We start from the raw sequence: 22,935 nt of genomic DNA, 5'->3' as shown, positions 1-22,935 counted from the left end.
CTGCAGCCGGCTCCGGAGATTCCTCATGACCCTTCCCCACGACCTCAACGAATTGCAGGCGAAGATGCGCGAGGCCGTGCAGGCGCACTGGAAGGCGTTCCTGGTCGAGGGCATCCTGCTGGCGATCATGGGCCTTGCCGCCATTATCGTGCCTCAGTTCGCAAGTCTCGCGGTGACCATCCTGCTCGGCTGGCTGTTCCTGATCACCGGCATCGGCGGCCTGATCGTGACGTTCTGGGCGCGGGAGATGCCGGGCTTCTGGTGGTCGCTGATATCGGCGGCGCTGGCCGTGCTGGCAGGCGGGGTGTTGCTGGCAAAGCCCGTGCAGGGCGTGCTGACGCTGACCATCGTGGTCGGCGCCTATTTCCTGGCGGAGGGCGTCGCCACTATCCTCTATGCGATGGAGCATCGCCGCGAATTGTCCGAGCGCTGGTCGTGGCTCCTGATCAGCGGCGCGATGGATATCGTCATCGCCGGCCTGATCTTCGCAGGGCTCCCCGGCTCGGCCGAATGGGCCATCGGCCTGCTCGCCGGCCTCAACCTGATGTTCGGCGGCGCCAGCCTGATCGGCATGGCGCTCGCCGCCCGAAAGGCGTGATACCGATCGGCAACACTGTCTTCGGGATCGTGCAGTTGGGGGATGACAAGCGCACGCGGCTGGGCTACATGCCTGGCCATGATCAACCGCGCCACCAGCTATTTTTGGTACTTTAGCTACGACAGCTCGCTGGCGGTGGGAGGATCGCGCGCACTCTGAAACAGAAGTTGCAGCACAGAATCCGAGCAAGCCGCCAGACCTGGCGGCTTTTTTGTTGGCCGGCAGGTTCTCCGAACAGCAAGAGGAACTTTGCCATGTTGAGCACCACCGACGATCTTCGTATCCGCGAGCTCAAGGAGCTCACCACACCCGAGCAGGTGATGCGGGAAATCCCGCGCACGCTGACCGCGACGCGCGTCGTGATGGCGGCGCGCAACGCCATCCACGCCATCCTGGGCGGCACCGATGAACGGCTGCTGGTCGTGGTCGGCCCCTGCTCCATCCACGATACCGCGGCCGCCATCGATTACGCCGAGCGGCTGTCCACCTTGCGCGAGCGCCTCTCCGACCGGCTGGAAATCGTGATGCGCGTCTATTTCGAGAAGCCGCGCACCACCGTCGGCTGGAAGGGGTTGATCAACGATCCCGATCTCGACGGCAGCTTCAACATCAACAAGGGCCTGCATCTGGCGCGCAGCGTGCTGTCCGCCGTCAACAATCTCGGCCTGCCCGCCGGCACGGAATTCCTGGACATGACGACGCCGCAGTATATCGCCGACCTCGTCAGCTGGGCCGCCATCGGCGCTCGCACCACCGAAAGCCAGACCCACCGCGAGCTGGCTTCGGGCCTTTCATGTCCGGTCGGCTTCAAAAACGGCACCGACGGCAATGTGCGCATCGCGGCCGATGCCGTGAAGTCGGCTTCCCACCCGCATCACTTCATGGCGGTGACCAAGGGCGGACGCTCGGCGATCGCGGCCACCGCCGGCAACGAGGACTGTCACATCATCCTGCGCGGCGGCAGCCGGCCGAACTACGACGCGGCCAGCGTCGAGGCGGCGGCCGCCGATCTTGCAAAGGCCGGCGTCAAGCCGCGGATCATGATCGACACCAGCCATGCCAACAGCGACAAGAAGCCGGAGAACCAGCCCAAGGTTGTTGCCGACATCGCCCGGCAGGTTGCAGCCGGCGAACGCCGCATTGTCGGTGTGATGATCGAGAGCCACCTCGTTGCGGGCCGGCAGGAGGTACAGCCGGGCAAGCCGCTCACCTACGGGCAGAGCATCACGGATGGCTGCATCGACTGGGATACGACCGTCACCGCGCTGGAACAGCTGGCCGACGCGGTTGCGACGCGAGGCAGCGCGGACGGCCGCGGGGTGAGCGAATTGTCGGCATAGCCCGGAAATGGCAACAGCGGGGCGCGTCCGGCGTGCCCTGCTAGCTCAGCAGCCGCGGCAGATGCTCTTGAGCTTCTTGTCGAGCAGGGCATTCTCCCTGCTCAGAACATCGTTCGGATTGTTCAGACTGGTTTTCTCGTCGGGAAAGTCGGCCGCGCGCGGCTGGCGGTGGCCGACCGGCGCCGTCGGCACGCCCGATGAGTTTTTCGCGGCAGTCGATGATCCGCCGCCGCTCTGGGCGTAGCTGCCGGGTACGCCGATCAGGAGCACCAGTGCCATCGACAGAAGGGTTTTGCGCATCCCGCTTCTCCCATTTTCCTCAATTCGACTCACTCTTGAGTCAGACTAGCGTGTCCGTTCGGGCGCTTCGATTGTTGCACAGTTTCGCCGTCCCTGGGCAGCGCAATCCTGCGCCTTTCGCACGTCGGCCATGGTGCCGAGCAACCAGATACCTGCGGCCACCAGCACAACGAAGAAACCGGCCAGGACCGCGTTCTCGACGGTGCGATTACCCTCTTCCGGCGGCTCCGGCTGCCTTTCCTCCTCGGTCATGACGATTGCTGCGGCGGATAGAGATGGACCTCGCCGCAATAATCGACGACGCGATAACGCGCTTGCGCAAGCTTATCATGTTGCGGCGAGTCCGGCTGCGACAAATAGCTCGGCCCGACCGGCGCCTTGCCGTGGCCTCCCGGGATATCCAGCACATATTCCGGCTGGCACAGGCCCGACACGCGCCCGCGCAACGTCCGCATCAGTTCCTGCCCGTGCTCGAGCGTGGTGCGCAGATGCGCGGTTCCGGGCGCGAGATCGCCGTGATGCAGATAATACGGCTTGATCCTGAGTTCGACGAAACTGCGCATCAAGGCTTCCAGCGTCGCCGCATCGTCATTGACGCCGCGCAGCAGCACGGATTGGCTGACCAGTGGTATGCCGGCATCCGCCAGCCGCGCGCAAGCTGCACGCGCCGCAGGAGAAAATTCACGGGGATGGTTGGCATGCACGGCGACCCAGGCCGTGGCACCACTGACCTTCAGCGCCGCGACCATTTCCGCACTCACCCGCGCCGGATCGGCGACGGGCACGCGGGTGTGGATGCGGACGATCCTGACGTGATCGATGGCGGCGAGATCGGCCATGATCTCGGCGAGCCGGCGCGGCGCCAGCATCAGCGGATCGCCGCCGGTCAGGATCACTTCCCAGATTTCGCCGTGCGCACGGATGTAGTCGAGCGCCGCGCGATAGGCGTCATCGGACAGCGCATTGGGCTTGCCCGGCCCGACCATCTCGCGGCGGAAGCAGAACCGGCAATAGACCGCGCAGACATGCACCAGCTTGAACAGCACGCGATCGGGATAACGGTGCACGATTCCGGTGACCGGCGAATTTGCGTCGTCGCCGATCGGATCGGCGTTCTCGCCGGGCACCACCACCAGCTCCTGCGCGCTCGGGATGAACTGCCGCGCAATGGGATCGGCGGGATCGTCCGGCTCGATCAGCGCGGCGATCCCGGGCGTCACGGCAATGGCGTAGCGCGCGGCGACCTTCTCCAGTTCCGCAAGCGCCGACACCGGCGCAAGGCCTCGCGCCACCAGCTCTGCCGGCTGGCGCAAGGTAGCGGCAAGCTTGGGGTCGATCCTGTTCATGCCTCTCCCGCCGGCGGCGTCCACACCACCTGGTCGATCCGCAACGCCCCGCTGGCCAGCATCACCAGCCGGTCGAAGCCGAGCGCGACGCCGCTCGCCTCCGGCATATGGGCGACCGCGTCGAGAAATTCATCGTCCAGCGGGTAGCGTTCACCGTAACGCCGCTGCTTTTCGTCCATCGCCGCGGTGAAACGATGGCGCTGTTCGGCCGCGTCGGTCAACTCCCCGAAACCGTTGGCAAGCTCCACGCCGCAGGCATAGACCTCGAACCGCTCGGCCACGCGCGGATCGGAAGGTTTGGTGCGGGCAAGCGCGGCCTCCGGCGCCGGATATTCGAACAGCACCGTCAGCCGCCCCTGCCCCAGCCGGGGTTCGACATGCTCGACCAGCACCTTGCTGAAAATATCCGACCAGGTGTCGTCTTCGGTAACGCGCACGCGGTCCTTTGCGGCCGCCGCGAGCGCCGCACGATCACCCTGCCCGCCATCGATCGTTGCCAGCAAATCGATACCCGCGCAGCGATCGAAGGCGGATGCCACGGTCAGCAGTTCCGGCTCGGCGAAGGGATCGCAGCTCTTGCCGCGAAACGAGAAGTTACCGATGCCGGTCGCCTGCGCCGCATGCGCGATCACTACGATGGTGTCGGCCATGATGGCGTCGTAGCCGGCATTAGCGCGGTACCATTCCAGCATGGTGAATTCCGGCAGGTGCAGGTCGCCACGCTCGCGGTCGCGGAACACGCGTGCGAATTCGAAGATTCGCCGCTCACCCGCGGCGAGCAGCTTCTTGCAGGCGAATTCCGGCGAGGTGCGCAAATAACGAACCGCCCGGCTGCGATCGGCGCGCACGAGCTCGGTGCGCGGAGCGTGAAGATGGGTTTCGTTGCCGGGCGAAACCTGGAGGATGCCGGTCTCCACTTCCGCAAATCCCTGCTCGTCGAACCAGGCGCGGACGGCACGCGCGATTTCCCGACGCGCCAGCAGGAAGGGCCTGCGATCGACATGCCGCACGGGCGACCACCAGGGCGACGGCTGGTCATGCCCGGCCATTACCGGGAAGTCCGGGAGAAGCCAGCGCCGGAGGAGCGCAAGCGATCAGTGAAAGCATCCGGAAATACCATTGATATTGTTTGACTTTTCGGAGCAGCGAAGACTGTGGCCCGATTGACCATGTTCTTTGAGCCTTCATGTCCAAAGACTCGCGCCTTGTCCATGTCCTTGCCCGCTGAACCTCCTGCCGGGCTCGGGAGTCCCATGCGCGCAGGAAATCGAACGGATCGGCCATGCGCGGCGGTTGGATACACGAAATCTCAGTTCTACTTCTCGTCGCGATGGCGTCGATGCCGGCGCGTGCCGAAGGCCCGGGGCCCGACCTGAAGCTGTTGACGGACCCGGAAGACACGTTCAAGTCGCCCGACGAGACGCTGACCATCGAGCAGTACTCCAGGGACGGAGGAAACGACGGCTTCAGCTATCAATTCTGGATCTTCGACAAGGACCGCAAGAACCCCTTCCTCCTCAATCGGGACGAGAACGAGGATCTCGCGGGCTATCCGGCCGGATTCCGCTTCAGCCCGAACAGCCAATGGCTGGTGCGCATGCAGGGCACCGGCGCCGGCTTTGCAACGCTGCTGCTCTACAGGCGCGAGGGCAATCGGTTCGTGCCCGCAACGAAGAAGCCGCTTGGCGAGCTCGCATGGGACTATTTCTTCACCCAGCCAGCCTCCAAGGGCATGCCCAATGACCGTGACGAGCTCAATCACCAGCGGGCGGACCTGCTGAAGGGCATGGAAGAGAACTATGCCTGGCTGGGCGTGAAGTGGCCCGATAGCCGCTATGTCGTGATCACGCTGCAGTTCGACATCCAGGGCAATGACAGGCCTACCCCGTGGATCGAGGGCTGGCGTTGTCTTTACGACACCAGGACCGGGAAATTCTCGGTGCCCGCCGTCTTCGCCGAACACAATGCCAAGGCGCGCAAATTACCCAAGCCCAAGGCCAGCCGCAGCTGAGTGCTGCTCCCTACTCGCGAAGGGCCGGCAATCCCGCCAAAAAGGGGCCGGAAAAGGGTAGCATCTGCAGGCCAAATCAGTATGTTGCGGCCCGAAACCGCCTCCTCAAGGCCATGGGCAGACCCTGCCCGGATCGGCCGGAAGCCAGCAATTCGGGAAAAAAAGCCTTGAAAGTCATCGCCAGTTCCATCCGCAAGGGCAACGTCATCGAGCAGGACGGCCGGCTCTATGTCGTCCTCAGCGCCGAAAACATCCATCCCGGCAAGGGAACCCCCGTCAGCCAGATCGAAATGCGCCGTATCGGCGACGGCGTGAAGGTCTCCGAGCGCTACAAGACCACCGACCAGGTCGAGAAGGCCACCGTCGAGGACACCAATTTCAATTACCTCTATGAAGATGCCGACGGCTTTCACTTCATGAATACCGACACCTACGATCAGGTGCAGGTCTCCAAGGAGATCGTCGGCGACGCCGCGCCCTATCTGCAGGAGAACATGACCGTCAAGCTCTCGCTGCACGACATGAACCCGGTCGCGATCACCATGCCGCAGCGCGCGACGCTGGAGGTGGTGGAAACCGAGCCGGTCACAAAGGGCCAGACCGCGTCTTCCTCCTACAAGCCTGCAATCCTCTCCAATGGCGTCCGTACCTCGGTGCCGCCACATGTGTCCGCCGGGACACGCATCGTCGTCATGATCGAGGACGGGTCTTACGTCGAGCGCGCAAAGGATTAGACTAGGACTCTCTTGAAGGGGTAATTCGCCGGGGGGCGAGGGAGTTGGGGAAGAGAGCTGACCGGTTCGTCCTGCGCCTGCTGGCAGCCTTCCTCGTGCAACTGGCCGGCAGCGGCCTCGTTGCGGCCGACGAATTCCACACCCCTTCCATATCGGCGATGCGCGTCGAATGGCGCGCCGCGCTCGACCAGTTCCGCACCGAAGTGAGCGGCCGGCCTGCCGCCACCTCCACCTTCAGCTTCGCCATCCAGCAGCGCTTTGCCGCTTCCGACCCGCGCTCGATGCCGGCGCTGGTGCAGCTCAATGCGATCACTTCGGAGATATTCACCGGCATCGGCCGCAGCCCCATTCCGGTGCTGCTGCCGTTCGACGCGGCGGCCTGGCTCGACGCGAGGCAGAGCGGCGCGGCCGATGCCGCCAATGTCGCGCGCTACCAGGCCGACTTCCGGCCCGTCGATGTCTTCCATGCCGGGCTCTCCGGCTACGATGCCACCTTCTCGCTGGCCCCCGGCGCCGGCGACGGCCTGCCGCACCGGACGTTCGCACGACCGGTCGAGGTGCAGATCACCGGTTCGCTGCTGGTCTACGATCTCGCCGACCCCGCCGGCGGCAAGGGCGAGCCGGTCAAATCGCTGTCGGCGCAATATCCGGACATGCGCCGCTTCATTCGCGAAGGCTATGTGCGCTACGCCTTCACCAAATTCGGCGTGCCCTATGTGGTCTCGATCCAGTGCCTGGATTCGACGCCGCGGGCGCGGCGGCTGGCCTGCCGGGAGGCCTATCCGATCGCCGAGCGCTTCCTGAGGGCGCTGCGGGTCGCGGGCGGCCAACCGTCGCGGCAGCGGAGGGATATCGCCTCCATCATCGCCGAGCGGCCGGTCTCGGCCTCGTCCGAATTCACCTATCGCCGGAGCGGCGACATCATTGCGCGGACCGGGGCGCGCCGGACCTCCGGTCGCGCCGACGTCACGGCCTATTCGCAGATCCGCTTTCCCCTGGTGCGAGTCCCCGTCGCCGTCCGCTCGCAGCAATTTGCACGGCGCGACAAGACCAGGCTGGCCGGCGGCACCTATCCCTGGCGCGATAATTTCTGCGAGGACCGCAGCTTCAATGTCGGCCAGTGCGCCAGCGGCGTCGGCCATCAGGGACAGGACATCAGGCCGGGGTCCTGCACGGCCGAAGAGAGCGCGGAGGGCTGCGACGACAAGCGGCAGGCGATCGTCGCCGTGCGCGACGCCGTCGTCATCCGCAGCCCCAAGCAGCAGGCCGCGACGCTGCAGATCAACACCCGCACCGAGCACATCCGCTTCCGCTACATGCACATGAACCCGTCGGCGATGGACGCAGAAGGATTGCTCAACGGCCGCCGCGTCATCGAGGGTGAGCCCATCGGCGTGGTCTCGAACTATCTCGACCGTCCGAACGGCACGAGCCGCCATCTGCACTTCGACGTCCAGGTGTTCACGCGCGACGGCTGGCTCTGGGTCAATCCCTACACCACGCTGGTCTCGGCTTATGAGCGGCTGATCCGCGGCCGCGGGCGCGAGATCGGCACCGAGCCTGTGACCGCCGCAGCGGTTGCGCACGCCATGGAGGCCGTAGGGCCCGGCCCGCACGAGGGCGGCGAGAACTAGGCTGGTCAGGTCGATTGTCGCTTTGCGCCACGAAGCTGCGGAGCCGGCCCAACCAAAATGTCGAAAACAACCCCATGCAAAGTAGCTTTGCGCGACGGCGACTGCCCCGAACTGCGATGCCAGTTCAGCTCGCGGCCGCACTCGCCTTCTGCCGCGCCGGCGGCGTCCAGCGGTAGGCGGCGCCGAACCGGTTCCAGGTGTTGATCGCCGCGACCGCCGAGGTCAGGTACATCAACTCTTTCTCGCCGAATTCGGCGTTGGCCTGCGCAAACACCTCGTCGCTGACGCCGTTCGGCAGCACGGTCAGCGCTTCCGTCCATGCCAGCGCGGCGCGCTCGCGCGGCGAGAACTGCGGCGCCTCGCGCCAGACCGCAACGAGGTTGATCTTGTCCTCGGCGAGCCCGAGCGCTTCGGCCTGCAGGATGTGATACTGCAGGCAGAAGGCGCAGCCGTTGATCTGCGACGCGCGGATCTTGATTAGCTCGAGCAGCTGCTTGTCGAGGCCGGCCTTGGCGGCGATGGCGCTCAGCGCGCGAACGGCGCTGAAGGCATCGGGAGCCAGACTCTGGAAATCCGTGTATTCGCTGCGGGCATGTGACATCGACATCACCTCATGTTATCAGTGCTCTAATTTATTATAAGAGCTCTTATATGTCTCGCAAGACCGGAACCCCGGCGGCCCGCAAATCGCAACCCGCGCGAAAGCCGCCGCCGCGAAAATCGAAAAAGCGCGAAAAACCGTCCCGCGCCAAACCGCTTTCGCGGACGCGGACCGGGAAGGCCATCCTCCCCCCGCCGCCCGGCCAGGGCAAGCGCGGCGAGCAAGGCTACCTCGCCTATCTGCTGCGCCAGGCGCAGGCGGCCTCGCGGCTCTCGATGGAGCGCTCGCTGGCGGGCCTTGGCGTGACGCCGCCGCAATTCGTCGTGCTGACCATGCTGCGCGCCTATCCGGGCCTGTCCGGCGCCGACCTCGCCCGCGTGGCGCTGCTGACGCCGCAGACCGTCGGCGTCATCATCGGCAACCTCGAACGGGATGGTGCAATTACGAGGACGCCGCATCCCGTGCACGGCCGCGTGCTGCAGTGGACCCTGACCCGCCGCGGCGGGCGGCTGCTGGAAAGCTGCCGCCGTCACGCGCTCGCACTGGAACGGCGGCTTGCGGCCGGGTTGAACGCGAAATCGCAGGCCACGGTGCGGCATTGGCTGTCCAAAATCGCCACAGATTTGCAGGAGAGCTAGTTCCCGCGGCGTCCCGGCTTTTGGCCCCGACCGGTTGCGCCGCTACACTGGCCCGATGAAACAGCCTGATTCCCTGCTCTCGCCCACCCGCCGCGCCCTGCTGCAGGCGGGGTTCGGTGCGACCGCCCTGTTCGCAAGCCCGGCGCTGGCCGCGGCCCCGCCCGGCTTCGACCATTGGCGCGACTCCTTCCGCGCCCGCGCATCCGCCAAGGGCATTTCCGATGCGACCTGGACGCGCGTGATGGGCCGCATCGAGCCCGACATGAGCGTGTTCAAGCAGTTCCAGAAGCAGCCGGAGTTCCACGAGCAGGTCTGGCAGTACATCAACCGCCGCGTTTCCGACTGGCGCCTCATCAACGGCCGCGAGGCGCTGCGCCGGAACGAGCCGCTGTTCGCGCGCATCGAGCAGGATTATGGCGTCGAGCGCGGCACGCTGCTGGCGCTGTGGGGCGTCGAATCCGCCTATGGCGATCCGCTGGTGCAGCAGAACCACATGCGGCCGATCTTTCCCTCGCTCGCTGCACTGGCTTGGAACGAGCCGCGCCGCAAGGCCTATTGGGAAACCGAACTGATCAACGCGCTGAAGATCGTCGACCGCGGCTGGAGCACGCCGGAGGAAATGCGCGGCTCCTGGGCCGGTGCGATGGGCCATACGCAATGGATGCCGGAAGTCTGGCTCAATGTCGGCATCGACTACGACCGCGACGGCAAGGTCTCGCCGTTCGGCAAGCCCGACGACGCGCTTGGCTCGACGGCAAAGTACCTGGTCAACCGCGGCAAGTATCACCGCGGCGAGCACTGGGGCTACGAAGTGCGCGGCGGTGGCGCATCCGGCGGCAGCCGCACCTATGCGGCATGGACGAGCGCCGGCGTCACCCGCGCCGACGGCAAGCCGTTCCCGCAGCCGAACGCCTCGGCGCAGCTGTGGACGCCGGTCGCTGGCGGCCCGACCTTCCTGCTCGGACCGAACTTCAACGCGGTGAAGAGCTACAATCCCTCGATGAACTACGCGCTGGCGATCTGCCATCTCGGCGACCGCATTTTGGGCGGGCCGACGTTCATCCAGCCGTTCCCGGGCTCGGAGCGCGCGCTGACGCTTGCCGAAATCCAGGAAATGCAGACGCGGCTGACCAAAGCGGGCTTCGATACCGGCGGCACCGACGGCCGCGTGGGCAACGACACCATGAAGGCGGTCAGGGATTATCAGACCAGGATGGGCCTGTTGCCCGCCGATGGTTACGGCGGGCTGAAGGTGCTGGCGCGGTTGCGCCAAGGCGGCTAGCTGCCGTCCACGCCGTTCGTAGAGGAAGCCGGTTTCGAGCACGATCTTCCTTCTTGATCGCGGTCTCTCCGAGTTCACCCAGCATCTGACTATCGGTGATTTTTTTGGCCCATCGCCCGTTCATACGATGTCTTAGAACCGGCACGAAGATATTGTTCATGCTATGTTCCAGCTACAGGCTCTTTGATGACCTCCGTGCGGTGAAAGTCGGCCTAATCTCCGCACATTATGCGGTGATTGTTCTTGTGTTGCGGAGAATAAGAAGCATAATCTCCGCAAAGAGTGCGGAGATTATGGCTGGTTACATCTATGAACGCCAAGAATGGCCCGATTTTACCTGGGATAGCGATGCTCTGACCAAGCCATTGCCGGAGACCTGGCAACGGCAGGGCAGGCTCATTGGTCAAATGCAGGGGCTTGGATTTCAGCTCCGAAGCGAAGCCATTCTTGAGACCCTGACCGCAGACGTTTTGAAATCCAGCGAGATTGAAGGCGAGGTTCTCGACAAGGATCAAGTTCGCTCGTCTATCGCATCACGGCTCGGCATGGATATCGGTGCTTTAGCCCCGCCCGACCGCAATGTTGAAGGCGTCGTCGAAATGACGCTCGACGCCACCCAAAAATATGACGAGCCCCTCACCGAAGAACGCTTGTTTGGTTGGCATGCCGCGCTGTTCCCCACAGGACGCAGCGGCATTAGCAAAATTACTGTCGGCGCATGGCGCGACGACAAGCTAGGACCCATGCAGGTTGTTTCAAAGGTCTCCACCAACAATCCCAGGGTTCACTACCAAGCGCCTGCGGCCAGTCGCCTCGACATTGAAATGAAAGCGTTCCTGAAATGGTTCGAAACCAGGGATAACACGGACCTCATCATTCGTGCCGCGCTCGCTCATTTGTGGTTTGTGACCATCCACCCTTTCGAAGACGGCAATGGACGCATCGCGCGCGCAATAGCTGACATGGCGCTCGCCCGTTCGGAGAACAGCCAGCAACGCTTCTACAGCATGTCCGCGCAGATCAGGCTGGAGCGCAATGACTACTACAACATTCTAGAGAGCACACAGAAAGGTGGCCTCGATATCACGCCATGGCTTTCGTGGTTTTTGGCATGTCTTAACCGCGCCTTTGACGGCGCTGAGACCATTCTCGCCAACGTTCTTGCTAAGGCCGCCTTCTGGCGTGAGCATTCGCAGGCGAAATTAAACAATCGCCAGCGCGACATCATCAACCGCCTGCTAGATGGTTTCACCGGCAAGCTCACCTCTTCGAAATACGCGACGATAGAGAAATGCTCACCCGATAGCGCTCTTCGCGACATCACTGAATTGCTGGAAGCGGGCATTCTCAAAAAAGACGAAGGCGGTGGGCGCAGCACAAGCTATTCGTTGGCCCGCGAAATTAATCGTCAAGCATAGGCCCCCCATGACAGAGGCGACGGGCTAGTTACTGCGCAAGTCCCGGGATCGGATGCGCAGGCGCGTCGGGCAGCCGCAGCGACCGACCCGCATTCATGCCGCCGTCGATGACGAGTTCCATTCCGGTCACATAGCTCGACGCGTCCGACGCCAGATACAGGACGCCCTGGGCGATCTCCATGGCATGGCCGGCGCGGCCGAACGGGGTCGCAAGTCTGGCGCGCTCGTCGGGGTCGATCGGTGCGTTCTGTCCCCGCCCCGCGGCTTCGGTCGGGATCTTGCCCCAGATCGGCGTGTCGATGATGCCGGGATGCACGGAATTGACGCGCACGCCGTCGCCGAACGAGGCGCATTCCAACGCGATCGCCTTGGCAAACAACCGCACGCCACCCTTGGTCGCACAGTAGCCGGCGAGCGTCTGTGCGCCCTGCAAGCCAGCCAGCGACGACATCAGCACGATCGAGCCGCCACGGCCGCCCTTGCGCATTGCCGGCAGGCAGTGCTTCACCGAAAGGAACACACCGTCAAGATTGATCGCGGTCTGTCGCCGCCAGTCCTCCAGCGTCATCTGCGTGATCGAGGGCACGCCAATTCCGATGCCGGCATTGGAGACGAGTATGTCGAGCCGGCCATAACGGGCGACCACCTCGGTCACGACTTCGCTCCATCGCGCTTCGCTGGTGACGTCCTGATGCCAGAACGTCGCCTCGCCGCCGGCTTTCTTGATGCGGGCAACCAGCTCCGGACCCCTGAGCTCGTCGACATCGGTCACCGCGATCGAGGCGCCTTCGCGCGCCAGCAACTCGCAAACCGCCGCGCCAATTCCCGATGCCCCGCCCGTGACCAGCGCGACCTTGCCTGCAACCTGCCCTGCCATTTTCACTCCCAAACTCGATGTTTTTCTTGCTTGTTACCTGATCATTGCCGGCCCTTCGTCGGGCACGGCGACGTCGACCACACGCATTTGCACACGTTCGGCTCCCTGCCAACGGTCTACCGCGAGCGAACCCGCGACATGCAATTGCTGGCCGCGATTCTGCACCAGTGCGTTGCCGAGCCTTTGCCCGACCGCGCGGAACGCCATGGCGTTGACGATGGCGCCGTCGCCTGACTTGAAGCGCAGCCGCAAATGCGATTGCCCCACCTCGTCGGCGAAGATGAGCTGGTGGGCCGGCAGCGCGATCACGGGCTCCGGATTGCCGGCGCCGAAGGGGCCGGCGCGATTGAGCGTGCCCACGAATTCCGGCGTGATGGCTCGCGCACTCACCGCCCCGTCGATGAAGAGCTCGTGCTCGCGGCGGGAATTGGCGACGTCGGCGGCGAGCGCGCTTTCCAGGTAGGCGCGGAACTCGGCGAGCCGCTCCTTGCGCAGCGTCACGCCCGCGGCCATTGCGTGGCCGCCGCCCTTCATCAGGAGCCCGTCCTCCACCGCCTGCCGTACCGCCTTGCCGAGATCGACGCCCGGGATCGAGCGGCCCGAGCCGGTACCGATGCCGCCGGGCTCCAGCGCGATCGCGAAGGCGGGACGCGCGAATTTCTCCTTCAGCCGCGCGGCAACGAGGCCGACCACGCCGGGATGCCAGCCTTCGGATGCGGTGACGATGACAGCGCCCTTGTCCTCCAGGCCGAGCGAGGCCAGCGCCTCCGCTTCGGCCTGCGCTTCCGCGGCCTGCTCGATCAGGCGGCGCTCGCTGTTGAGGCGGTCGAGCTCGGCGGCGATGCGCGCGGCCTCCGACACGTCGCCCTCCAGCAGGAGGCGCACGCCGAGATCGGCCCGGCCGATGCGGCCGCCGGCATTGATGCGCGGGCCCAGCATGAAGCCGAGGTGCCAGGCCTCCGGCGGGCCGTTCAGCCGCGACACGTCCATCAGCGCGGTATGGCCGACATGGTCGCGCCGGCGCATCGCGATCAATCCCTTGGCGACGAAGGCGCGATTGAGCCCCGTCAGCGGCGCGACGTCGGCGACGGTGCCGAGCGCCACGTGATGCAGCATGCCGAGAAGATCCGGCTCCGGCATCTCGGCGCTCCAGAAGCCGCGCCGGCGCAGCTCGCGGTTGACGGCGACCAGCGCGACCAGCACCAGCCCAACCGCGGCAAGATAGCCGAGGCCGGACAGATCGTCCGGCCGGTTGGGGTTCACCAGCGCGTCGACCTCGGGCAATTGCTCGCCGCACTGGTGGTGGTCGATGACGACGACCGACATGCCGAGCTTTTTCGCTTCCGCCAGCGGCTCGATGCTGGTGGTGCCGCAATCGACCGTCACCAGCAGCGTGGCGCCCTTGCCGGCCAGCATGCGCACGGCTTCGGTGTTGGGGCCGTAGCCCTCGAACAGGCGGTCCGGGATGTGGATCAGCGGATCGAGGCCGCAATGGCGCAAATGCCAGGCGAGCAGCGCCGCAGACGTTGCACCATCGACGTCGTAGTCGCCGAAGATCGCGACCTTCTCGCCGCGCATTGCCGCATCCGCAATGCGCCTGGCCGCACCCTCCATCTGCGTGACCGTGAAGGGGTCCGGCATCAATTTGCGGATGGTCGGGTCGAGAAAATCCTCGACCGCATCGATTGCGACATCGCGGCCCGCCAGCACCCGCGCCAGCATTTCCGGCAGCTGGTAGCGCTGCACGATCGCAAGCGCCCGCGCCTGCCCGCGCGCGTCGAGCCGGTCGCGCCACAGCTTGCCGGTCGCGGACCTGGCGACGCCGAGGAACGCCTGCGGCGCCTCGACGGGCAATGCGGATGCAGGAAGCGTCATGGCTCCTTCGAGGGAAATTTTGACAAGGCGCGCGACCACCGGCCGCACCCGACCGGTCGCCGAAAAAAGCGACGTGCACAAACAACGTGCAACCGCCTTCCGTAGTACTACCTGCTGCGCGCCGGGAATTATACCGGTCGTTAGGCAAGATTGGCGACAAAGACACCAAATACGCGCTCGCGAGTCCCTGTCGGTCCACAGGAAAACGGCAAAGCGCACAGAAGACTGGGGAAGTACCTGCAATGTCCGTCGCGCTTGACCTTCATCGCGCCACATCGATCGCCAGAAAGCCCGCCGGTTCCGCAAGCACAGAGGATGAAGCCGACATCTCCGCCCTGATCGAGCGGCTCACGGCCGAGGTGAACGAGGTTGCCTGCGAGAAGACCAGGGCGATCCAGAAGATCACCAACCAGATGAAGATGCTGGCGCTGAACGCGCTGATCGAGAGTTCGCGCGCCGGCGCGCAGGGCGCAGGCTTTGCCGTCGTTGCGCAGGAAGTGCGCAATGTGGGCCAGCAGGTCGAGGCGATAGCCCGCGAGCTGGAGACGCAGCTCACCAACCGCACCGGCGATCTGATGAACTCGATCTCGCGCATGACCGACCGGTCGCGCGGCGAACGCATGGTGGACTTGTCGCTCAATGCGATCGAGCTGATCGACCGCAATCTCTATGAGCGAACCTGCGACGTTCGCTGGTGGGCGACCGATTCGGCAGTGGTCGATTGTGCGGCGGTGCCGAGTGCAGCCGCGGTCGCGCATGTCTCGGAGCGGCTGGCGGTGATCCTCGGCGCCTACACCGTCTACCTCGATCTCTGGCTCTGCGATCTCGAAGGCAACGTCATTGCCAACGGGCGTTCCGACCGCTTCCGCGTCGCTGGCCAGAATGTTGCCGGCACAAAATGGTTTCGCGAGGCGCGGGCTTTGCGTTCCGGCGACGACTATGTCGCCGGCGACGTCGAGTGCCAGCCCTTGCTCGGCAATGCGCAGGTCGCGACCTATTGCGCCAGCGTCCGGGAGGGCGGCAAGGCCAATGGCAAGCCGACCGGCGTGCTCGCAATCCATTTCGACTGGGAGCCGCAGGCCCGCGCCATCGTGCAGGGCGTGCGCGTCGGCGCCGCCGACAAGGCCCGCGTACTGCTGGTCGATTCGAATTTTCGCGTGATCGCGGCCTCCGATGGCAAGGGCCTGCTCACCGAACGCATCCAGCTCTCGCTCGGCGGAAAACGCTGCGGCTCCTATCAGGACCGCTCCGGCAGGCTGGTGGGGTTCCACGCCACGCCGGGCTACGAGACCTACAAGGGCCTCGGCTGGTATGGCGTGATCCTCGCTGCAGGGAGCTAGGGCGAGCAATCGTAAACCGCCGTACAATTTTCGTCTACGCGATGTCCGCCTCACCACCAGAACTGTACCTTCTGGAGGCGCGGGAGCAACCCGTTGAGGGCCATAAGCGGACTTCGGTCGGAGCCGGCCGCACGTCAGCTAAGGGCCAACAACGGACTCATTCACCGCAGCAAAACTAATCGTCGATCACCTCGACGGCCTGCGCGAGCAGCGTGAGAGGCACGGTGAGGCCGAGCGTCTTGGCTGTCTTCATGTTGATCACCAACTCGAATTTGGTCGGCAGCTCAACCGGAAGATCGGAAGGCTTGGTGCCTTTGAGGATCTTATCGACATAGCCGCCTGCACGAATAAACAAATCGGCAAAATCCGGGCCGTATGAAATCAGTCCGCCATGAGTTGCGAATAGTCGGAATAGATAAATCGTGGGCAGGCGATGCTTCGCCGCCAGCGCGGTAACTCGTGCGGCGTTGGTAATGGTCAAGGCATCGCCAAAAACACTTAGTGCGTCGGCGTGCTGGGCTGCGGCCGAGGCAAAGGCGACGTCGAGCTCCTCCGCCGTTGTCGCCTCTACCACCGGGAGAACGATACCTAGTTTCTGGGCCGTTGGGGGTAGTTCATCGGCTACGACCAGCCTGTGAGTTGGACTTCCCGGATTGACCAGGACCGCAATCTTCGAGGCGGCAGGAACCATTTCCCGCAGCGTTTCTATGACTTTGCCGGGGAACCCGGGCACGATGGCCGCAAGGCCCGTCAAGTTGCTGCCCGGATGTGACATGCTTTTGACGAGGCCGAGCCTGTCGGGAAAGGGAAAAGCCACGAATACAATTGGAATGTTGGCGGTTGCCGATTTCAGGGCTGCGGCTGCTTGTGGGCCGGCAGCGACAAGCACATCGGGGTTGAGAGCTACCAGCTCGGCGGCGAAAGCTGGCAGACGATCCTGAGAGGGGGCAAAACGATACTCGATGGTCAGGTTTGTTCCATCGATCCAGCCGTTATTTCGCAGCCCGTCACGCCACGCTTTTTGAACAGTCGGCTCCCCCACATCAGTGGAGAGGAAGCCAACCCGACGACGTGGCCCCTGCGCCAGCGAACGCCGTGGCGAAACGAGCAGCGCCGCACTGGCCGCAATGAAGTCTCGCCGCTTCATTATTGCTCCGTTCCCGAAGCCCTCAGTCAGAGTAGGCGTTTTTCGGCATGGGTCCAAGCAGTCACATGTCGGCTTTGGGTCATTTGCAGAGGTCGCCGCAGGTTCCAAAACATGTCCGCTTTGCTCCAATAAAGCGGACGTCGCGCGTCTATGAGTGCACGCCTCAGCGCTAGCAGCCCATCTGGTCGGCTATCCCACCGAAATCCCTGGCCACGATGTCCCAGTCGCCCGTGGCCTCGAAATCGTATTTCTGGAGCGGGCCGTATTCGGTCGGGCGCGCGACGAAGGCAGTCTTCAATCCCTGCTTCTGCGCAGCCTTGAGGTCGTTGTTGTGGGCCGCGACCATCATTACCTCTTCCGGCTTCAGGCAAAGCAGTCTTGCCGCGCCGAGATAAGTCTCGGGATCGGGCTTGTAGTGTTCGAACAGCTCGGCCGACATGATCAGGTCCCACGGCATGCCGGCGAACTTCGCCATGTTGGTGAGCAGTGCGACATTGCCGTTGGAGAGCGGCGAGATGATGTATTTCGTCTTCAGCCGCGCCAGTCCGGCATTGGTGTCGGGCCATGAATGCAGGCGGTGCCAGCCCAGCGTGAGGTAATGCAGGTCGGCCTCGGTGAGACCCTTGATGTCGAATTGCGCGACCAGCTTTTCCAGCGAGCGGCGGTGCAGCACGTCGAGGATGACGTAGCCGTTCTGCGGGTTCTTGCGCACCTCGTCCATCGAGGCCGCATAGACCGCACGCCAGCCGTCGACCAAGGCGGTCCAGTCCGCCTTGATGCCGCGCTTCGCCGACCATTTCGTGAAGTCGTCGATCAGGCTGGTGCGCCAGTCGACGCAAGTGCCGAACACGTCGAAGACGAGGGCCTTCACACCGGAGATGTCTGACATTCGCGCTCCCTTTTCTTGTTGTCATTCCGGGGCGATGCGCAGCATCGAACCGGGAATCTCGGGGTTCCCCGATGCGCAATTGCGCATCTGTGGTTCGCGCTTCGCGCGCCCCGGAACGACGTTAGAGCTTCTTCCGATACTGCACAAAGCCCGGCCGGTCGGCGACCTTGTTATAGAGCATTTGCGCGGTTTCGTTGCTCTCGTGCGTCATCCAGTACAGGCGGCTTGCGCCGGCTGCGCGCGCGGCAGCCTCCACCGCCGCAATCAACTTGCGGCCCGTGCCGCCGCCGCGCAGCGACGGCTCGACGAAGAGATCTTCGAGGTAGCAATAGCAGACCGGCGCCCAGGTCGAACGGTGCAGCAGATAATGCGTGAGGCCGACGAGCTTGCCGTCGCGTTCTGCGACCAGCGCATGGAGCGGCTCGATCGGGTCGAAGAAGCGCCGCCAGGTCGCGTCCGTCACTTCGGGCGCGAGCGAGGATTTGTAGAAGGTGAGATAGCCCTGCCAGAGCGGCTCCCAGGCGGCGCGATCATCCGCTCGCACCGGCCGGACGATGATCTCGCCCGTCATCGCCGCCTCCGTCAGTCGAGGTGGAATTTTGCCAGCTCGCGGTGCTCGGCCTTGATGTAGCGCACCGTGCCGGTGACCGAGCGCATCACCACCGTCTCGGTCTCGATCACGTTGTCCTTCCGGAACTTGACGCCCGTCAGCAGCGAGCCCGTGGTGACGCCGGTCGCCGCAAACAGGCAATCGCCCTTCACCATGTCCTCGATGCCGTAGACCATGCGGGGATCCGTCACGCCCATCTTGGCGGCGCGCTCGCGCTTCTCGCCCGTATCGAGGATGAGCCGGCACTGCATCTGTCCGCCGATGCAGCGCAACGCAGCGGCTGCCAAAACGCCCTCGGGCGCACCGCCGGTACCCATGTAGATGTCGACACCGGTCTCGTCGGGCGAGGCGGTATGGATCACGCCGGCGACGTCGCCGTCGGTGATCAGGCGCACCGCGGCACCTGTGGAACGGACCGCGGAAATGATCTCGGCGTGACGCGGACGGTCGAGCACCAGCGCGGTGATGGCGGAAGCCGGCACGCCCTTGGCCTTGGCAAGGCGCTGGATGTTCTCGGCCGGCGGCGCGTCCAGATCGATCGTGTTCCTGGCGTAGCCGGGGCCGATCGCGATCTTTTCCATGTAGACGTCGGGCGCGTGCAGCAGCGTGCCGCCGTCGGCCATCGCCATGGTGGCGATCGCACCCGGCATGTTCTTGGCGCACAGCGTGGTGCCTTCGAGCGGATCGACGGCAATATCGACCTGCGGGCCGGCGTTGAGACCGACCTTCTCGCCGATGAACAGCATCGGCGCCTCGTCGCGCTCGCCCTCGCCGATCACCACAGTGCCTTCGATCGGCAGCTTGTTGAGCTCGCGCCGCATTGCATCGACGGCGGCCTGATCAGCCGCCTTTTCCTGGCCGTGGCCGCGCAGCCGCGCGGCCGACACTGCCGCCCGCTCCGTCACGCGCACGATCTCGAGCGTCAGGATGCGCTCGAGCAGCAACTGCGGCGGAACGGAAATATGCGTCGACATCTCATTACTCCTCAAAGTCCCCGGCGGACCACCCGGTCCGCGCCAACAATCCCCGCGCGCGAAAAGGTTTCGCGGCGCTAGTTCTTCTCGATCCGGATCACCTGCGGCCGGCCGCTGATGATCTTGTCCTTCTGCACGGCGGCGAGCGCACGGTGCACGGCGTCTTCATGGGTGGCGTAGGTAATCAGGATGATCGGCATCGGCCCGGGCTTCGCTTCTCCCGTGGGATCGACGCCATCCGGATGCCGCTGCACGATCGATTCCAGCGAAATCTTCTCCTTGGCGAGATGCGTCGCGATCCTGGCCGCGGTGCCTGCCACGTCGCGCGCCATCAGGCGGATGTAGTAGCCGCCTTCATGGCGCTCCATCGGCGCCTTCTTGGTGTCCCGCAGCTTTTCCACCGGCCGGCCGAACGGCGTCGCGCGGACGCCGCGCGCCACGTCGGCAATGTCGGCGATCACGGACGCTGCCGTCGCAGCACCGCCGGCGCCGGGCCCCACCAGCGTGATCGGCGGGACGCCCTCGCCGTCGATGGTCACGGCATTGGTGACGCCCATCACCTGGGCGATCGACGAGGTCTTCGGCACCATGGTCGGGTGCACGCGCTGCTCGATGCCCTTGGCGGTACGCACGGCCACGCCGAGCAGTTTCACGCGGTAGCCAAGCTCCTCGGCCGCGCGCAAATCTTCCGGCTTGATCGACGATATGCCTTCGACATAGATCGCGCTCTGCGACACCTTGGTGCCGAAGGCAAGACTCGCCAGGATCGCGAGCTTCTGCGCGGTGTCGTGGCCGTCGACGTCGAACGACGGATTGGCTTCGGCATAGCCGAGCCGCTGGGCGTCCTTCAGACATTCGGCAAAGGTCAGGCCCTCCTGCTCCATCCGGCTCAGGATGTAATTGCAGGTGCCGTTGAGGATGCCGTAGACGCGGTTGACGCTGGTTCCGGCAAGGCCTTCGCGCAACGTCTTGATGATCGGAATGCCGCCGGCGACGGCCGCCTCGTAGTTCAGGGCGCCGCCGTGCTTCTCGGCGGCCCTGGCCAGCCGGACGCCGTGCCTGGCGATCAGCGCCTTGTTGGCCGTCACCACGGATTTACCGGCCTTCAGCGCCGCCTCGACCGCGGCGAATGCGGGATCGCCGGAACCGCCCATCAGTTCGACGAAGCAGTCGATCCTGGGATCGGTGGCGAGCGCCAGCGGGCTCTTCGCCCAGTCGATGCCGCGCAGGTCGACGCCGCGCTTCTTGACCTTCGAGCGCGCCGTCACCGCGACGACGCGGATGCTGCGACCGCTGCGCGCCGACAGCATCCGGCCCTGCTCTTCGATGAGGCGGACGACTTCGGCGCCAACGGTGCCGAGCCCCGCAATACCCACTTTCAGGGGTGCGACCATGACCTGTGTAAACCTGCCGGTAGGATTAGCGCCGGTTGGCGAGAGGAACCACGTTGTGCAACGTTTCAATGCCGCTTTCAAGGAAGCGGCGCACACCGCGCGCGGCCTGGCGGATTCGCTGCTCGTTTTCCACCATGGCGATGCGGACATAGCCCTCGCCATGCTCGCCGAAGGCGACGCCGGGCGAGACCACGACGCCGGACTTTTCCACCATCAGGGTCGCGAATTCCATGCTGCCGACGCCCTGGAACGCCTTGGGCAGCGGCGCCCAGGCGAACATCGAGGCCTGCGGCGGCGGGATGTCCCAGCCGGCCCGGCCGAACGATTCGACCAGCGCATCCCTGCGCTTGCGATAGGTTTCGCGCATTTCGCGGATGCAATCCTCCGGCCCGTTCAGCGCGGCGGTCGCCGCCACCTGGACCGGCGTGAACGCACCGTAATCGAGATAGGATTTCACCCGCGCCAGTGCAGCGATGATGCGCTCGTTGCCCACGGCAAAGCCCATGCGCCAGCCCGCCATCGAGAAAGTCTTCGACATCGAGGTGAATTCGACGGTGACGTCGATCGCGCCGGGAACCTGCAGCACCGACGGCGGCGGGTTCTTCTCGTCGAAATATACTTCCGCATAGGCGAGATCGGACAGGATGAAGATGTCGTGCTTCTTCGCGAAGGCGACGAGATCGCGATAGAAATCGAGATCGGCGACATAGGCGGTCGGATTCGAGGGATAGCAGACGATCAGCGCGATCGGCTTCGGGATCGAGTGGATGATCGCACGCTCCACCATCTCGAAGAATTGCGGCGTCGGCTCCGACGGCACCGAGCGGATCACGCCACCCGCCATCAGGAAGCCGAACATGTGGATGGGATAGCTCGGGTTCGGGCACAGCACGACGTCGCCCGGCGCGGTGATCGCCTGCGCGACGTTGGCAAAACCTTCCTTGGAGCCGAGCGTGGCGACGATCTGGGTATCCGGGTTGAGCTTCACGCCAAACCGACGCGCATAGTATGCCGCTTGCGCCTTGCGCAGCCCGTTGATGCCGCGCGAGGCCGAATAGCGGTCGGTCCGCGGCTTGCCCAGGGTCTCCTTCAGCTTCTCCAGCACATGGGGCGGCGCCGGCAGGTCCGGATTGCCCATGCCCATGTCGATGATATCGGCCCCCGCATTGCGCGCAGCCGCCTTGGCCTGGTTGACCTTCTCGAACACGTAAGGCGGCAGGCGTCGGATGCGGTAAAATTCTTCCATTGGTCTCAAGCTCCGGGTGCCAGCGCCCTCTGGGGCGGCCGGCACGGCTGACGGCATGGCGGAACCCGATTCCGCGCAAAAGCGCGCCCAATCAAGGATTTAGGCCGGGTTAAACCACCGAACCGTTGAATGGGAACGTTTTAGCACGCAAGTCCCGCGATGCCAGCGCAAATCGCGCAATTTCAGCCCTATCGGGCGGGCGGGCTCTGGGGCGCCCCCGAGGAGGCCTGGCGGTCGCGGGCGGCGAGCAACTCAGCCTGGATCTTCTTCTGCTCGTCGGGCTTCATCGCGGCCTCCGCGCGGTCCGGCGGCAGATCGTGCACCGGAAGGTAAGCACCAACCTCCTTCGGGCGCGCCGGCGCATCGGCTGGCAGCCCAACCGCCGGCAAGTCGGCGATTTGCGTCGAACAGCCGCCCGCCGCGAGCGTTGCCGCAAGCAGCGCCCCCATCGTCAGCAGCCTGGTCGTCCTACCCACCGGCATCCGCGGAATCCCAAGTCACGCGCGTTTCTCGTCCCGCTGGCCCGAGCCTTGCAGCGACTTCTAGCACATCGGGTCAAACCAATGTCGCCCGAAACGATTAAGGCAGGGACAACAGAGGCTATGGGTGAGGCTTCATTATGTCGGAATCGGGAAACTTTGACGCAGCGCAACAACAGTGATCGCAGAATTAATCCAATGA

Annotated in this window: 23 protein-coding genes; 9 read left to right on the top strand and 14 right to left on the bottom strand. The window is 64.7% G+C overall.

Annotated features, from left to right (window positions below; all coding sequences use genetic code 11):
• The first annotated feature begins 25 nt into the window (after positions 1 to 25).
• Positions 26 to 598: an HdeD family acid-resistance protein gene (locus tag HZB49_RS08340; protein WP_291610030.1), complete on the top strand. Its 573-nt coding sequence runs from the start codon at positions 26 to 28 to the stop codon at positions 596 to 598.
• A gap of 254 nt (positions 599 to 852) precedes the next feature.
• A complete protein-coding gene (locus tag HZB49_RS08335) occupies positions 853 to 1,938 on the top strand; it encodes a 3-deoxy-7-phosphoheptulonate synthase (protein ID WP_291610029.1) in 1,086 nt (361 codons plus the stop codon).
• Positions 1,939 to 1,983: 45 nt separating this feature from the next.
• Here the strand turns inward: HZB49_RS08335 and HZB49_RS08330 are convergent, their stop codons facing one another.
• From HZB49_RS08330 to epmA, 4 genes are read right to left on the bottom strand one after another with little or no spacing between them, the layout of a single operon-like run.
• Positions 1,984 to 2,238, bottom strand: a complete 255-nt coding sequence (locus HZB49_RS08330; protein ID WP_291610028.1) for a hypothetical protein — start codon at positions 2,236 to 2,238, stop codon at positions 1,984 to 1,986.
• A 45-nt stretch (positions 2,239 to 2,283) separates the two neighbouring features.
• A complete protein-coding gene (locus tag HZB49_RS08325; RefSeq protein ID WP_291610027.1) occupies positions 2,284 to 2,490 on the bottom strand; it encodes a hypothetical protein in 207 nt (68 codons plus the stop codon).
• Entirely contained in the window at positions 2,487 to 3,584 is a 1,098-nt protein-coding gene (locus HZB49_RS08320) for a lysine-2,3-aminomutase-like protein (protein WP_291610026.1), read from the bottom strand. Before HZB49_RS08320 ends, HZB49_RS08325 begins: the two co-directional genes overlap by 4 nt.
• Entirely contained in the window at positions 3,581 to 4,633 is a 1,053-nt protein-coding gene (gene epmA, locus HZB49_RS08315) for an EF-P lysine aminoacylase EpmA (RefSeq protein ID WP_291610025.1), read from the bottom strand. The genes HZB49_RS08320 and epmA overlap by 4 nt, the downstream gene beginning before the upstream one ends.
• Positions 4,634 to 4,923: 290 nt before the next feature.
• Between epmA and HZB49_RS08310 the strand changes: the two genes are divergently transcribed.
• The 3 genes from HZB49_RS08310 to HZB49_RS08300 all read left to right on the top strand — a co-directional run bounded on the left by HZB49_RS08310 (position 4,924) and on the right by HZB49_RS08300 (position 7,963).
• Entirely contained in the window at positions 4,924 to 5,595 is a 672-nt protein-coding gene (locus HZB49_RS08310; RefSeq protein ID WP_291610024.1) for a hypothetical protein, read from the top strand.
• A 167-nt stretch (positions 5,596 to 5,762) separates the two neighbouring features.
• Positions 5,763 to 6,329, top strand: coding sequence for an elongation factor P (gene efp, locus HZB49_RS08305; RefSeq protein WP_291610023.1), 567 nt, complete (start codon positions 5,763 to 5,765; stop codon positions 6,327 to 6,329).
• A gap of 44 nt (positions 6,330 to 6,373) precedes the next feature.
• Entirely contained in the window at positions 6,374 to 7,963 is a 1,590-nt protein-coding gene (locus tag HZB49_RS08300) for a M23 family peptidase (RefSeq protein WP_291610022.1), read from the top strand.
• A gap of 124 nt (positions 7,964 to 8,087) precedes the next feature.
• Here the strand turns inward: HZB49_RS08300 and HZB49_RS08295 are convergent, their stop codons facing one another.
• Positions 8,088 to 8,564 carry a carboxymuconolactone decarboxylase family protein gene (locus HZB49_RS08295; protein WP_291610021.1) on the bottom strand — a complete coding sequence of 159 codons (477 nt, stop codon included), beginning with the start codon at positions 8,562 to 8,564 and terminating at the stop codon, positions 8,088 to 8,090.
• Between the two features lie 50 nt (positions 8,565 to 8,614).
• Here HZB49_RS08295 and HZB49_RS08290 point away from each other — a divergent pair, with 50 nt between their 5' ends.
• The 3 genes from HZB49_RS08290 to HZB49_RS08280 all read left to right on the top strand — a co-directional run bounded on the left by HZB49_RS08290 (position 8,615) and on the right by HZB49_RS08280 (position 11,902).
• Entirely contained in the window at positions 8,615 to 9,202 is a 588-nt protein-coding gene (locus tag HZB49_RS08290) for a MarR family transcriptional regulator (RefSeq protein WP_291610020.1), read from the top strand.
• Positions 9,203 to 9,257: 55 nt separating this feature from the next.
• Positions 9,258 to 10,484, top strand: coding sequence for a lytic murein transglycosylase (locus HZB49_RS08285; protein WP_291610019.1), 1,227 nt, complete (start codon positions 9,258 to 9,260; stop codon positions 10,482 to 10,484).
• A gap of 293 nt (positions 10,485 to 10,777) precedes the next feature.
• Positions 10,778 to 11,902: a Fic family protein gene (locus HZB49_RS08280; RefSeq protein WP_291610018.1), complete on the top strand. Its 1,125-nt coding sequence runs from the start codon at positions 10,778 to 10,780 to the stop codon at positions 11,900 to 11,902.
• 28 nt (positions 11,903 to 11,930) lie between these two features.
• Here HZB49_RS08280 and HZB49_RS08275 read toward each other — a convergent pair whose 3' ends face one another.
• The gene (locus HZB49_RS08275) at positions 11,931 to 12,779 is read right to left on the bottom strand and encodes a glucose 1-dehydrogenase (RefSeq protein WP_291610017.1); all 849 of its coding nucleotides are present in this window, start codon (positions 12,777 to 12,779) and stop codon (positions 11,931 to 11,933) included.
• Between the two features lie 33 nt (positions 12,780 to 12,812).
• A complete protein-coding gene (gene recJ / locus HZB49_RS08270) occupies positions 12,813 to 14,654 on the bottom strand; it encodes a single-stranded-DNA-specific exonuclease RecJ (protein ID WP_291610016.1) in 1,842 nt (613 codons plus the stop codon).
• Positions 14,655 to 14,896: 242 nt separating this feature from the next.
• Here recJ and HZB49_RS08265 point away from each other — a divergent pair, with 242 nt between their 5' ends.
• A complete protein-coding gene (locus HZB49_RS08265; RefSeq protein ID WP_291610015.1) occupies positions 14,897 to 15,994 on the top strand; it encodes a methyl-accepting chemotaxis protein in 1,098 nt (365 codons plus the stop codon).
• Positions 15,995 to 16,169: 175 nt separating this feature from the next.
• Here the strand turns inward: HZB49_RS08265 and HZB49_RS08260 are convergent, their stop codons facing one another.
• The 7 genes from HZB49_RS08260 to HZB49_RS08230 all read right to left on the bottom strand — a co-directional run bounded on the left by HZB49_RS08260 (position 16,170) and on the right by HZB49_RS08230 (position 22,736).
• On the bottom strand, positions 16,170 to 17,141 hold the full coding sequence (locus HZB49_RS08260) for an ABC transporter substrate-binding protein (RefSeq protein ID WP_291610014.1): 972 nt from the start codon (positions 17,139 to 17,141) through the stop codon (positions 16,170 to 16,172).
• A 169-nt stretch (positions 17,142 to 17,310) separates the two neighbouring features.
• On the bottom strand, positions 17,311 to 18,030 hold the full coding sequence (locus tag HZB49_RS08255) for a haloacid dehalogenase type II (RefSeq protein ID WP_291610013.1): 720 nt from the start codon (positions 18,028 to 18,030) through the stop codon (positions 17,311 to 17,313).
• A gap of 121 nt (positions 18,031 to 18,151) precedes the next feature.
• Positions 18,152 to 18,601, bottom strand: coding sequence for a GNAT family N-acetyltransferase (locus HZB49_RS08250; protein ID WP_291610012.1), 450 nt, complete (start codon positions 18,599 to 18,601; stop codon positions 18,152 to 18,154).
• Positions 18,602 to 18,612: 11 nt separating this feature from the next.
• Positions 18,613 to 19,614, bottom strand: a complete 1,002-nt coding sequence (glpX, locus tag HZB49_RS08245) for a class II fructose-bisphosphatase (RefSeq protein WP_291610011.1) — start codon at positions 19,612 to 19,614, stop codon at positions 18,613 to 18,615.
• 77 nt (positions 19,615 to 19,691) lie between these two features.
• Positions 19,692 to 21,008, bottom strand: a complete 1,317-nt coding sequence (locus HZB49_RS08240) for a homoserine dehydrogenase (protein ID WP_291610010.1) — start codon at positions 21,006 to 21,008, stop codon at positions 19,692 to 19,694.
• Between the two features lie 25 nt (positions 21,009 to 21,033).
• Positions 21,034 to 22,254: an LL-diaminopimelate aminotransferase gene (locus HZB49_RS08235; RefSeq protein WP_291610009.1), complete on the bottom strand. Its 1,221-nt coding sequence runs from the start codon at positions 22,252 to 22,254 to the stop codon at positions 21,034 to 21,036.
• Between the two features lie 188 nt (positions 22,255 to 22,442).
• Positions 22,443 to 22,736, bottom strand: coding sequence for a hypothetical protein (locus HZB49_RS08230; protein WP_291610008.1), 294 nt, complete (start codon positions 22,734 to 22,736; stop codon positions 22,443 to 22,445).
• Positions 22,737 to 22,935 lie beyond the last annotated feature (199 nt).

Source organism: Bradyrhizobium sp. (assembly GCF_016219575.1).
GTDB lineage: Bacteria > Pseudomonadota > Alphaproteobacteria > Rhizobiales > Xanthobacteraceae > Bradyrhizobium.
The sequence above is the reverse complement of the archived record's forward strand: the minus strand, read 5'-3'. Positions and strand labels throughout refer to the sequence as shown.